The 12,835-nt window shown below is 64.1% G+C and carries 10 protein-coding genes and 1 pseudogene; 7 read left to right on the forward strand and 4 right to left on the reverse strand.

What is annotated here, in order from left to right; translation table 11 throughout:
- Nucleotides 1–239: 239 nt before the first annotated feature.
- Nucleotides 240–1,865, reverse strand: a complete 1,626-nt coding sequence (locus ACODSK_RS30755; protein ID WP_489021647.1) for an NADP-dependent glyceraldehyde-3-phosphate dehydrogenase — start codon at nt 1,863–1,865, stop codon at nt 240–242.
- 593 nt (nt 1,866–2,458) lie between these two features.
- On the opposite strand from ACODSK_RS30755, the gene ACODSK_RS30760 reads away from it, so the two are divergent.
- The 5 genes and pseudogenes from ACODSK_RS30760 (at nt 2,459) to ACODSK_RS30780 (ending at nt 8,576) form a co-directional block, all read left to right on the forward strand.
- A complete protein-coding gene (locus ACODSK_RS30760) occupies nt 2,459–3,868 on the forward strand; it encodes an NAD(P)/FAD-dependent oxidoreductase (protein ID WP_489021649.1) in 1,410 nt (469 codons plus the stop codon).
- Nucleotides 3,855–5,093 carry an NAD(P)/FAD-dependent oxidoreductase gene (locus ACODSK_RS30765; protein WP_489021651.1) on the forward strand — a complete coding sequence of 413 codons (1,239 nt, stop codon included), beginning with the start codon at nt 3,855–3,857 and terminating at the stop codon, nt 5,091–5,093. The genes ACODSK_RS30760 and ACODSK_RS30765 overlap by 14 nt, the downstream gene beginning before the upstream one ends.
- A gap of 30 nt (nt 5,094–5,123) precedes the next feature.
- Nucleotides 5,124–6,539, forward strand: coding sequence for an FGGY-family carbohydrate kinase (locus ACODSK_RS30770; protein WP_489021653.1), 1,416 nt, complete (start codon nt 5,124–5,126; stop codon nt 6,537–6,539).
- 159 nt (nt 6,540–6,698) lie between these two features.
- Nucleotides 6,699–7,214, forward strand: a pseudogene (locus ACODSK_RS30775) (cache domain-containing protein); the annotation flags it as partial.
- A 60-nt stretch (nt 7,215–7,274) separates the two neighbouring features.
- Nucleotides 7,275–8,576, forward strand: coding sequence for a methyl-accepting chemotaxis protein (locus ACODSK_RS30780; RefSeq protein ID WP_489021664.1), 1,302 nt, complete (start codon nt 7,275–7,277; stop codon nt 8,574–8,576).
- Nucleotides 8,577–8,805: 229 nt separating this feature from the next.
- Here the strand turns inward: ACODSK_RS30780 and ACODSK_RS30785 are convergent, their stop codons facing one another.
- Nucleotides 8,806–9,585: a DeoR/GlpR family DNA-binding transcription regulator gene (locus ACODSK_RS30785; RefSeq protein WP_489021654.1), complete on the reverse strand. Its 780-nt coding sequence runs from the start codon at nt 9,583–9,585 to the stop codon at nt 8,806–8,808.
- Between the two features lie 416 nt (nt 9,586–10,001).
- On the opposite strand from ACODSK_RS30785, the gene eutH reads away from it, so the two are divergent.
- Together eutH and ACODSK_RS30795 are read left to right on the forward strand one after the other, a co-directional pair.
- Nucleotides 10,002–11,231 carry an ethanolamine utilization protein EutH gene (gene eutH / locus ACODSK_RS30790; RefSeq protein ID WP_489021656.1) on the forward strand — a complete coding sequence of 410 codons (1,230 nt, stop codon included), beginning with the start codon at nt 10,002–10,004 and terminating at the stop codon, nt 11,229–11,231.
- A 47-nt stretch (nt 11,232–11,278) separates the two neighbouring features.
- Nucleotides 11,279–11,635: a DUF1937 family protein gene (locus ACODSK_RS30795; RefSeq protein WP_489021658.1), complete on the forward strand. Its 357-nt coding sequence runs from the start codon at nt 11,279–11,281 to the stop codon at nt 11,633–11,635.
- Between the two features lie 38 nt (nt 11,636–11,673).
- On the opposite strand, the gene ACODSK_RS30800 is transcribed toward ACODSK_RS30795, so the two are convergent.
- Nucleotides 11,674–11,973 (reverse strand): AzlD family protein, encoded by a 300-nt coding sequence (locus ACODSK_RS30800; protein WP_489021660.1) that lies wholly within the window; start codon nt 11,971–11,973, stop codon nt 11,674–11,676.
- Complete coding sequence (locus ACODSK_RS30805; protein WP_489021662.1) at nt 11,970–12,677, reverse strand: AzlC family ABC transporter permease; 708 nt, start codon at nt 12,675–12,677, stop codon at nt 11,970–11,972. The genes ACODSK_RS30800 and ACODSK_RS30805 overlap by 4 nt, the downstream gene beginning before the upstream one ends.
- Between the last annotated feature and the right edge of the window lie 158 nt (nt 12,678–12,835).

A 12,835-nucleotide genomic window follows, 5' to 3' on the forward strand; every position in this document is an offset into this window, starting at 1 on the left:
GGTCCAGGTAGGAGCTGCTTTAGCTGCGATGGACCGCGCTAGCGGTCCCAAAAACATCCCGCACGAGTCTCTGACCAAGCCGAATCATGGATTCACAGTGTCCGGCCTGCCGCGTTTCTCCAGGTTCATTGGGTAGACAGGATTTGGGACCGCGTCGACCTTTGCCCGAGATGTGTAGATACCCATGCCCATCGCTGCGGTTCGGTGCCCCGACAAGCCCACAGTGGATTCGAGAGACCTCAGAAAATGTAATCGGTAGTCAGAAACCCCGACTCCCGCCGACCAATGATCTCGCTGATCAACCCCTTGTTGCCCTCATCGAACCGCGCCGCGACCAGGGTGCGGATAGAGAACACCCGCAGGGCATCGTGGACCGACAGCGTGCCTTCCGCCGAATCCTTGCGGCCATTGAACGGATAGGAATCCGGCCCGCGCTGGCACTGGGTGTTGATATTGATCCGGCCGACCTGGTTGGCAAAGGCATCGATCAACCGCCCGACCTGCGCCGGGTCATTGCCGAAAATGCTCAACTGCTGGCCGAAGTCCGATTGCAGCACGTAGTCGATCACGCTCTGCAGATCGCTGTAGGGCACCACCGGTACCACCGGGCCGAACTGTTCTTCGCGGTATACGCGCATGTCCGGCGACACCGGGAACAACACCGCCGGATAGAAGAACGAACCGCGCACCTGGCCGCCGCCGGCATTGACTACCCTGGCGCCCTTGGCCACCGCATCCGCCACCAGCCCGCTCAGGTAATCGCTCTTGCCCGCTTCCGGCAACGGCGTCAGCGCCACCCCCGGCTCCCACGGCATGCCGGGCTTGAGGTGGGCCAGGCGGGCATTGAACCGGTCGAGGAATTCAGCCACCCGCGATTCATGCACAAAGAGCATCTTCAGCGCCGTACACCGTTGTCCGTTGAACGATAACGCCCCGGTAATCGCCTCGTTCACCGCATTGTCGAGGTCGACCTGGGGCAGGACGATCCCCGGGTTCTTCGCATCCAGGCCGAGCACCGCGCGCAGGCGGTGTGGCTTGGGGTGCAGTTTCTTCAGGGCACTGGCGCCCTTGTGGGTGCCGATAAAGGCAAACACATCGACCTTGCCACTGGCCATCAGGGCGCTGACCGTCTCCCGGCCACTGCCGTAGATCACGTTGATCACCCCGGCCGGGAAGCTGTCGCGGAAGGCCTCCAGCAACGGCCGGATCAGCAGCACGCCGAACTTGGCCGGTTTGAACACCACGGTGTTACCCATGATCAGCGCCGGAATCAGGGTGGTGAAGGTCTCGTTGAGCGGGTAGTTGTACGGCCCCATGCACAGCGTCACGCCCAACGGAACCCGGCGGATCTGGCCCAGGGTGCCCTGCTCCAGCTCGAAGCGGCTGGAGCGACGGTCGAGCTGCTTGAGGGCGTTGATGGTGTCGACGATGTAGTCGCAGGTGCGGTCGAACTCCTTTTCCGAGTCCTTGAGGTTCTTGCCGATTTCCCACATCAGCAGCTTGACCACCGCCCCGCGCTGCTCGCGCATGCGTGCCAGGAAGCGTTCGACATGGCGGATGCGCTCGCCCACGCGCAGGTTCGGCCACTCGCCCTGGCCGTTGTCGTAGGCACGGACCGCAGCGTCCAGGGCGACCAGCGCGGTGTCGGCATCCAGTTGCGGCGTGCTGCCCAGGATCACCTGGCGGTCACCCTCGTCAGTGGCGAGGAACACCGGGCTGCGCACGGTGGCCAGCGGGCCGTCCCAGAGGCGCAGTTGGCCATCGACCAGGTACTCGCGCTGTTCGGTCTGGCCCTCCAGGCGATAGGGCTCGGGAATGTCCTCGGCGACTGGAAACAGCTGGGAAAGAAGACTATCGGCGGTCATGGAGCTACCTCTTGGTTATCACGGAATCCGGCCCATGAAGCAGGCCGGTCGGGGCTGCCAGGGGTCGCACCAGTTGTGCCAAAGCCACAGAATATTGTTGTTATGTGGATTTAAAGCTAAAAAATCAAAAACAAAACCTGCGGATATCAACGCTGTCCCTACCAAAACCGACTGTGGACACACTTTGCATAACTCACATCCCAGCACGCTGCATCAACCGGAAAGGCCCGCTATGCAACTGAATTGATGGGTATTTATGGGGCGAAAGGTAACAACCGCGCCCCATTTTGGTAACACACTGGCCGTTTGTTGGTTTGACGAGAAATGCCACAAGAACTTGAACACTTGTAGAAACTGCCCATTCAGATTTATCGCCCACAACAGCCCCCAGAACTCCGCCCCGAGCTCTATCGCCTTGGTTCACGGGCGTTGACGTTCATTCTCTGCCAGCGGAAAGGTCTTCCAGTGAGCCGCTGCCCGACCAGTTGCACGCCAGCAAAACCACAATCCAACAAATTTCCAGTCAGTGGCATGCCCACTGCACCCCTGTCGCTACCTCGGTCGTACTGACCAAAAGTCAAGCGGGCACTGCAATGAACGATGTGAACTCGAAGAAGGACGATGCCTACGATGTGGTCGTGGTCGGCGGCGGCGTGGTCGGCTGCGCCATGGTCCGGCGCTTCACCCTGGAAGGTGCCAGGGTGCTGTTGCTGGAGAAGAGCCCGGACATTCTTTCCGGCGCGAGCAAGGGCAACAGCGCGATCCTCCACACCGGCTTCGATGCGCCGCCGGGCAGCGTCGAGCTTGAGTGCATGCAGGCGGGTTACCGCGAGTACCTGGAGATCCATCAGCGCCTGAACCTGCCGTTGCTGAAGACCGGTGCCATGGTGGTGGCCTGGAGCGACGATGACCTGGCGAAACTCGACGGCATCGTCCGCCAGGCACACGCCAATGGCGTGGCCGACGTACAGCTGATCGGCCGCGACAACGTGCTGGCCCGGGAGCCCTACCTGGCCAGCACTGTGAAAGGCGCCGTGGAAGTGCCGGGCGAGTACTTGATCGACCCGTGGTCGGCGCCCCTCGGCTACCTGCTGCAGGCGATGCTCAGTGGCGCCCAGGTGCGCTTCAGTGCCGAGGTCCAGGCGGGACGCTTCGACGACGGCCAATGGACCCTGCTGACCAGCGCCGGCACCGTCCGCGCCACCACCGTGATCAACTGCGCCGGCCTGTTCGGTGATCGCCTGGAACAGGACCTGCTCGGCGAGGCGGCATTCAGCATCCACCCGCGCAAGGGCCAGTTCGTGGTGTTCGACAAGGCGGCGGCGAAGCTGCTGGGCGCCATCGTCCTGCCGGTGCCCAACGAGCGCACCAAGGGCATCGTCCTGACCCGGACCATCTTCGGCAACCTGCTGGTCGGGCCGACCGCCGAGGAACAGGACGACCGCGTGCATGCCGACCTGGAAAGCGACACCCTGGCGCAACTGGTGGACGCGGCGGTCGAGCGCATTCCAGCGCTGGCCGGCATGCCGGTGACCGCGACCTACGCCGGCCTGCGTCCGGCCAGCGACAAGAAGGAATACCGCATCCGCACGCTCGCCGAGAAAAACTGGATCACCGTCGGCGGCATCCGCTCCACCGGCCTCACCGCCGCCCTGGGCATCGCCCAGCATGTGTTCAGGCTGTATGCCGGCGCGCATGCAGCGCTGCCAGCGGCATCGCTGAAGTGGCCGACGATGCCCAACCTTGCCGAACACTTGCCACGGGACTACCAGCAACCCGGCTATGGCGAGATCGTCTGCCACTGCGAGATGGTCACTAAACGGGAGATCGAAAACGCCCTGGCCGGCCTGCTACCGCCCGGTGACTTCGGCGGGTTGAAACGCCGTACCCGTGCCTGCATGGGACGCTGCCAGGGTTTCTATTGCGGGGCACACATCGCCGAGCTCAGCGCCGGCCGCCTTGCTGTTCCGCTCGCTACAGGTGCTTGCCATGAAAGCCACTAATCACATCAAGGTCGACGTTGCGATCATCGGTGGAGGGCCGTCCGGTCTGTCCGCCGCCGTCGAACTGCGTAAACAGGGGGTCGGGAAGGTCGTGGTGGTCGAGCGCGAAGCCGAGGCGGGAGGAATCCCCCGGCATTGCGGGCACCCGCCGTTCGGCTTTTGGGAATACGGTCGGCTCTACAGCGGCCCCGGTTACGCCAGGCGCAACGTGGCCGAGGCACTGCGGGCGGGGGTCGAGATCCTGGTCAGGCACAGCGTCACCCGCCTCGGCAGCGGCGGCGTGATCGAAGGGGTCGAGCCGCAGGGACCGTTCTCCATCGAGGCCAGCCGCGTGCTGATTGCCACCGGTGCCCGGGAAACCCCGCGCTCGGCACGCCTGCTCGGCGGCGATCGCCCGGTCGGGGTCATCAATACCGGCGCCTTACAGTCCTATCTGTATCTGGAGAACCTCAAGCCGTTCGAACGCCCGCTGATCGTCGGCACCGAGCTGGTCAGCCTGTCCTCGGTACTGAGCTGTCGCAAGGTCGGGATCAAGCCGGTGGCGATGATCGAGCGCAACACCCGGGCCACGGCACGCTGGCCGCTGTCGCTGTTCCCGCGGCTGTGCGGCGTGCCCATGCACTTCGGTGCCGAACTGATCAAGGTGCACGGTACCGGCCGGGTCGAATCGGCCAGTGTGCGCATGGCCGATGGTCGCATCGAGGAATTCGAGTGCGATGGCGTGCTTCTGACCGGCCAGTTCACTCCGGAGTCCAGCCTTACGCGCTTGAGCGATCTGCAGGTCGACAGCAAGAGTGGCGGCCCGGTCATCGACCAGTACGGCCGCTGCTCGGACCCGGTGTATTTTGCCGCCGGCAACCTGCTGCGGCCGATCGAGACCGCCGGCTGGTCGTTCCGCGAAGGACGTCGCGTGGCCCGGCTGATAGCCCGTGATCTGCGCGGCGAACTGCCGGCCAGGACCCCGGGGATCGCCATCGAATGCCGGGATTCGCTCAAACTGTGCGTGCCCCAGGTTCTCGTGCCCTCCTCCGTGCCGGGTCTGGAGCATCTGCAGCTGCGGGTCGCTGCCGCCACCTCCGGTACCCTGGTGGTCCGCGCGGACGGCAAGGCCATCTGGTCGAAGGAACGTGCCTGCCTGCCAGAGCGTCGCCTGCTGATCCCCATTGAACAGCTGACTATCCCGAGGGGTACCCAGCAACTCGAAGTCGACTTTGTCGGCCGTTGACCACAAGAACCGCCGACAGGAGCCATAACCGTGCGCATCGCAGCCCTAGACCAAGGCACCACCAGCACCCGAGTCCTGGTGGTGTCGCAGAACGGCAACGCCGATATCCAGCTCGCCCTGCGACATCAACAGCATCATCCGCATCCCGGCTGGGTCGAGCACGACCCGCTGGAGCTGCTCAACAATATCCAGCGCTGCCTGGAGGCCACCGGGCACGTGGATGCCATCGGCCTGGCCAACCAGGGTGAAAGCTGCCTGGCCTGGGATGCCCGGACCGGCGAGCCGCTGTCCCCGGTAATCGTCTGGCAGGACAACCGCACCGCCGAGCAGATCGAGCGCCTGCGCGCCGCCGGTGGCGAAGCCCTGACCCTGGAGCGCGCCGGGCTGCCCCTCGATCCATATTTTTCCGCGAGCAAGCTGGCCTGGATCATCGAGCACCTGCCCGCCGCCCGCGCCGCTCTCAGCGCAGGCCGCTTGCGCCTGGGCACCACCGACGCCTGGTTCCTCGATCGCCTGACCGGGGTGTTCGCCACCGATGTCACCACCGCCTCGCGGACCTCGCTGATGAACCTTGCCACCGGCCAATGGGATAGCGAGCTATGCGCGCTGTTCGGCGTGCCCATCGAGACGCTGCCGCAGATCCGCGACACGGTCGGTCTGTTCGGCGAAATCGGTGCGACGCCGGTGACCGCGTCCATCGTCGACCAGCAAGCCTCGCTGTATGGCCATGGCTGCCGCAATCCGGGCGACGCCAAGATCACCTACGGCACCGGCGCCTTCGCCTTGACCCTGACCGGCGAAGAAATCATCCGCGCACCGGACAAGGGCCTGCTCGCCACCATCGGCTGGCAGATCGACGGCAAGCCCCAATATGCGATGGACGGTGGTGTGTATGACGCCAGCGCCGCCGTGGAATGGGCCGGGCGCCTGGGGCTGTTCAGCGACTTCTCCGAACTGGCGGCCTTCGCCCAGCCGCCGGCCATCGGTCGCCAGCTGGCGTTCGTCCCGGCGCTGTCCGGGCTGGCCTGCCCGCACTGGGACCGCAGCGCCGCCGCGCTGTGGGTCGGCATGAACGGCAGCACCACCCGCCAGGACATGTGCCAGGCCCTGCTGGAAGGCGTCGCCCTGCGCAGCGTCGAAGTGATCGACGCCATGGACGGTTTCCTCAATGTCACCGATCGCCTGTCCATCGATGGCGGCCTGGCGCGCAGCCCGTATTTCGCCCAGTTCCTCGCCGATGCCCTGCAACGCTGCATCGTCACCCAGCGCTTCGACGAGCTGACCGCCTTTGGCTGCGCCGCCCTGGCGGCACGCGGGATCGGCGTGAACCTCGCCGCACCGCACAACACCAGCACCAGCTTCCGCCCCAAGGTTTCGGCGGACGTCGCCCGGCAATGGCGCGACAGTTTCTCCGACGCCGTAGGTCGCTGCCGCGGCTGGCGTTAACCCCTCTCGCTGGCGCATGGAGGCGCCTTCTCCTTGCATACCGCTAGCGAATCCTCTCCCCTGTTCCGAGTACCAAGCATGCCGATCAATCTCATGTCGCGGCTGTCGATCGGGATCATCTCGACGCTGGTCGTGACATCCCTCGCGATCTACGCCGTGATGGTCTTCCGTGGCGAACCGAAACTGGAAGCCGCCATCCGCGACGGCAACGTCCAGTCCGCCATCTCCATCACCCGCCAGCTGTCGATCAAGCTCCAGGAAATCCAGGCCAGGACCTCGACCCTGGCATCGCTGGCGCAGACCTTGCCGCTGGATACCCAGGTGGTGCGCAACAACCTCGAACCGGTGATCGAAGCCCATGGCGACCAGGGCATCGCCGGTGGCGGCGTGTGGCCGGAGCCCGGCGCCTTCACCCCCGGCGAGGCGCTGCGCAGTATCTATTGGGCCCGCGACGCCAGCGGACGCCTGGTCTACTCCGACGAAAACAACCTGCCCGGCACGCCGCCCTACCAGCAGACCGACTGGTACCAGCGCGGCCTGACCGGCAAGCCGGGACAGTGCGCCTGGTCACCGGTGTACCAGGACCCGGTGAGCAAGGTGACCATGGTGACCTGCACCATCCCCTACCAGCGCGAAGGCAAGGTGGCCGGCGTGGTGACCCTGGACCTGACCCTGGACAACCTCAAGGACTTCCTGCGCAAGCACGGCAATGTCACCGGCGGCTATGCCTTCGCCATGGATGACACCGGGCATCCTATCTACGCCCCCGGCGCGGAGGCTGGCGACACACTGGCGGAACAGTTCGCCTGGGCCAACCAGGCGGCGTGGCAGCAGCGCGGTGCAGTGGCCTTTGCCGAGCGTCAGGTCGAGGATGACGCACAGCTCGGCGAGCCGGCGCTGCTGACCATGGTGCGGGAACCGGCCACCGGCTGGGTGATCGGCGTGGTCACGCCAAAGCGCAACGTATCGAGCATCTCCCAGGCCCTGACCCGCGACATCCTGCTGATCCTGCTTCCGGGACTGGCGCTGATCCTGGCGCTGGCCTGGCTGGCCGGCAAATCGCTGATCGCGCAGATCCATGAAACCACCCGGCAGATCGGCAACCTGGGCAACGGCGGTGGCAGCGCCCAGTTGAAGATCGTGCGCAATGACGAAATCGGCCAGTTGCGTGGTGCTGTGAATGACTACGCGAATGCACTGGGCAGCATGCTCTCGACGATCTCCGTGGAGTCGGCGAAGTTGCTCGAACAGTCCGGTGAAATTACCCGCCTGTCAGCGCTGATCGCCCAACGTTCCGATGCCCAGCGCGGCGACAACAGCCAGCTGGCTGCGGCGATCATCGAACTGGCTGCCAGCGCCAACGAAGTGGCGGCGAACACCGTGGACTGCTCGGAAACCGCGCAGGCCTCGCTGGAAGCGGCCCGTCACAGCGAAGCCATCGTCAACCAGAACGACCGCACCGTCGCCGGGCTGACCCAGGACATCAGCGGAGCGGCGCAGGCCATCGATGAACTGGGCAACGACATCCAGTCGATCAGCAATGTGCTGGAAGTGATCATGGCGATTTCCGCCCAGACCAACCTGCTGGCCCTGAATGCCGCCATCGAAGCGGCCCGGGCCGGAGAACAGGGTCGCGGCTTCGCCGTGGTCGCCGACGAAGTGCGCACCCTGGCGAGCAAGACCCAGGCGTCTGCGGACCAGATCCAGAGCATGATCGCCGACCTCGGCACAGCGTCCGACCTCGCAGTGACAACCATGGTCTCGGGCAAGGAAAGCACGTTGCAAGTGAGTGCCCAGTCGCAGCGGCTGATGTCGGCGCTGGGCAGCACGGCGAACGGTTTCGAGGACATTGCCCAGCGGGTCACGCAGATTGCTGCGGCGGCGAGTCAGCAGAGCCATGTGACCCAGGAAGTGACCGAGCTGGCGGTGCGCATTCAGGAAGCCAGCGATGAAAGCGCGCGGGACTCGACTACCTTGGCGCTGTTGAGCCAGGAGTTGCAGGCGTCGTCCAGTCGGTTGAATGCGTTGTGTAGCTGATGGCCTCATCGCCGGCAAGCCGGCTCCCACAAGGTTCTGGGCCAGCCACAGTATCTGTGCTCGACGCGGTCCCTGTGGGAGCTGGCCTTGCCAGCGATGAGGCCCGCAAGAACAACTCAGGCCAGCAAGATCGATGTCGAGGCGGATGGCCTCATCGTCGGCAATGCCGACTCCCACAGGGTTCCGGGCCAGCCACAACACCTGTGCTCGACGCGGTCTCTGGCCTGCTCTACCGCTCTCCCCTCGCCAGCACCGGCGCCTCATGCACCTCGACCTGCGCCGCTTCCAGCGCCTCGGCCAAAGCCCCCATCGGCTTGCGGTCGATGATCAGGCGGTCGATGCGCTCCAGCGGGAACACCTCGAACAGCGCCCGCCGGCCGAGCTTCGAAGAGTCGCAGATCACCGTCAGGTAGCGGGTCCTGGCGATCATGGCGCGGGTGATTTCCGCTTCCTCGATGGAGAAGTCGAAGGCACCGTCGGCGTTCAGCGCGCCGATGGTGACCACCGCATGCTCGGCATTGAAACGGGCGATCTGCTCCATGGCCAAGGCGCCGGTATTCTGCTCGGACTCCGGGCGATATTCGCCACCAATCACGAACACCCGATTGCCACTGGCGCCAATGCTCGAAGCCACTTGCAGCGAGTTGGTAATCACCGTGATCCGGCTTAAGCGCGCCAGCTCCCTGGCGAAGAACAGCGTTGTGGTGCCGGTATCGATCAGGATGCTGTCGCCGGGCGAATAGAGTCCGGCGGCATAGCGGGCCACCGCTCTTTTTTCCGCCGAGTGCTCGTTCATCCGCGTTTGAAAGGCGTTCTCGTGCTCGCCACTGGGCGGCAACGAAGCACCGCCGTGAAACTTGGTGACCTGGCCAAGTTCGGAAAGCTCGGCCAGGTCGCGCCGAATGGTTTCCTGGGACGTGCCGAGCAGGCGCGCCAGTTCATCGACCGAGATTCTCTCGCGCTGTCGCAGCATTTCCAGAATGTGTTGCCGTCTTTCGTTTGGGCGCATGGCTGGTCCTAAAACTGTTACCTGACCGCAACAAAGCCGTGCAGCCGTGTTACCGCTGCACACCCTTGATGCAAAACAGAAAAATCCATTCGACACGATGGCGCTGGACGCCTTGAAAACTGCGGGATTGCCCTGGCAAGCCGACAGCCCCGGGTACCCGGCCTGTCGCGGATTATAGCCAAAACAGTCAAAAAAACTGCCCGAACCAATCATTCCTTACGGTCAAACCCACATAAAATCCTCAAAATGGCACACAAAGTGGACCTGCCATTGGCACATCCAGAGTGACCCAGGCCCTGACGGGCCGGGTGGGTGAGGGATAACAAACAGAAAAGTACGTTTTCCGTTTCGGGAAACGCCCTTCGGAAAATCTTGCGTCGGCAAACCGTGCGCCAAACAAGACTAGGGTGATGAAGATGGCTGAGTTTGGAAATTTCGTAATTTACTTGATCATGTGCGGCGCAATCATCGGCGCACTGGCGTCGGTGATAAAACCGCAAAGCGGGTTGGGCAAGGAGTTCGTCAACGGCATTCATTCGATCGGTCCGGTGTTTCTCGCCCAGGCCGGCATCATGATTTCCATTCCCTATCTGTCCAAGCTGATCACCATCGTGCTCGGTCCGTACTTCGCCGCCGTCGGCTCGGACGTGTCGATCGCCGCACTGTCGATCATCGCCGTGGACATGGGCGGCTACCAGTTGGCCGATGCCCTGACCGCGAACCGCGACATGTGGATCGCCGCGATGATCGTCGGCTACACCTCGGGGGCGACCATCGTCTACCTGATTCCGGTCGGTCTGATGATGCTCGAACGCAAGGACCACAAGTACCTGGCACTCGGCGCCATGGCCGGGCTGATCAGCATTCCCTTCGCAGTGCTCGCCGCGCTGATGATGATCACCGCCTTCAACTTGCCGGTGCGCGACATCGTGTCGACCAACTCGGAGGCGGTGCACCTGCTGACCATCGACTTCATCGGCGCGCTCAAGTTGCTCGCGCCGCTGTTCATCTTCTGCTTCCTGCTCGCCGCCGGCCTGCGCTACCGCGCCACCATGATGGTCAACGGCTTTCTGGTGTTCGGCAAACTGATGGACGCCTTCATCAAGATCATCCTCGCGCTGGCGATCGTCGAGCACTTCACCGGCCTGTTCAGCAAGACCATCGGCTGGGGCTTCGACCCGATGTTCGCCGACCAGAAGGAGCTGTTCCGCGCCATCGAGATCGCCGGCTACATCGGCATCATGCTCGCCGGCACCTTCCCCATCTGCTACCTGTTCAACCGCTACTGCCGTCGCCCGATGGAAGTGCTGGGCAAGCAGCTCGGCCTGTCCGCAGCGGGCGCGGCGGCCTTCGTCATGGTCCTGGCCAACATCATCGCCGTGTACCACATGTTCAAGAACCTCAACGCCCGGGACAAGGTGCTGTGCGTGGCCATGGGCGTCTGCGCCCAGGCCACCATCGGCGACCACCTGGCCTTCACCGCCAACTTCCAGCCGTCGCTGATCATGCCGATCCTCCTGGCCAAGCTGCTCGGCGGCCTGCTGGCGGTGTTCATCGCGGTGAAGATCTCCGTCCCGGCGGCGAACCGCTACGAAGCCCAGGAGCAGCCCGAAGCCGCCTCCCCCGCCCAGTTGCAGACCGCTTGATTCACCGGGGAGCACGGCTCCCCGTCTATCCGTAAAAAGAGGAATGTATGCGTAAAATCTTTCTTGCCTGCCCCTACAGCCATGCCGACGCCAACGTCACCCATGAGCGCTTCCTGAAGTGCAACGAGGTCGCCGCCGCCATCGTCGAATCGGGCAACGCGGTGTACAGCCAGGTGTCCATGTCCCACCCGATCAACCTGGCGTTCAAGGGCAAGGACAGCGCCGCGATCGGCAAGCTGTGGGGCCCGGTGGATGCGTTCTTCATGGAGTCGCTGGAAGAACTGATCATCCTCGACCTGCCGGGCTGGGACATCAGCTCGGGGATCAAGCGGGAAATCGAGTTCTTCGAGCAGAAGGGTCGCAAGGTCAGCCTGTGGTCCGAGGTTTCGGCGCAGTTCGTCTGATAGTGCAACCAGCCTCCCGGCCAGGCCGGGAGGTTTCTTTACGGCAGCAACGTCCGCAGCGCCCCCGTCACCACGATGGCGAACAGCACCACCGGCAGGATCGAGTAGCGTGAGGCGGCATACACCGTCAGCGCCAGGGCAATCAGGTCGGCCGGATGGCCGCTGACGAATTTCGGCGCAATCACCGCAATCAGCACGCAGCCCGGCGCGGCGTCGAGCACCTGGGTCAGTTGTGGTCCCAGGGTGCGATTGCGTAGCAGCAGGAAGCCCAGGGCGCGAGTCAGGTAGGTGACCATGGCCATGCCGAGAATGGTGGTCAAGGTGGCGATATCGATCATGGCCGGGCCCACAGATAGGCGCCGACCAGTCCGGCCACGGTGCCGGCGAGCACGTACCAGCCACCGGGAATCAGCAGGTAGAACAGCGCCGCCGTGATCAGGCTGAACAGCCAGGGCAGCGCCGCCTGCACGCCCTTCCACATCCCCCGCAACAACACCAGGAAGACCGCGGCGAAAGCCATGTCGAAGCCATAGCCGTGCAGGTCACCGAGCATTGGCCCGGCCAGCGCGCCCAGGCTGGTGAAGCCGACCCAGGTGACCCACAGGCACAGTGCCACGCCAATGAAATAGCGCAGGCTCAAGCGCCCGCGCTGACGCGCATCGGCCAGGCCCATGGCCCAGCTTTCGTCGCACATGAAGAACAGCGCGCCCAGCGCTTTGGGCAGCGGCAGGTGGCGCAGGTACGGGGCCAGGGTCGCGCCCATCAGCAGGTGGCGGCTGTTGACCAGCAGGGTCATGGCGACGATCACCAGGATCGCCGGCGGCGAGGACCACAGCTCGATGGCGGCGAATTCCGAGCCACCGCCGAAGTTGAGACCGGTCATCAGCGCCACGGCACCGGGGCCAAGCTGGTGTTGCGAAGCCTGGGCGCCAAGCACCAGGGCGAAGGGGACGAAGCCCAGCAGCACCGGTATGGCAGCCAGGGCGCCGCGGCGCAGTTCGTTGTCCGGGGCGGTGTTCAGTACGGGGTCAAGGGCATTCATGTTCGTTTCTCAATTAATGAGACCTTATCCAACAAAAGAGGTGACGGGTCTGGCGTCATCGCTGCATAGGTATCTACACATCTCTATCAGGTACAACACGGCCCCCTGTGGGAGCGGCTGTTAGCCGCGATCGGCGGCGAAGCCGTCGTAAAACCTAA

The sequence above is a fragment of the Pseudomonas sp. FG98 genome, assembly GCF_057808595.1.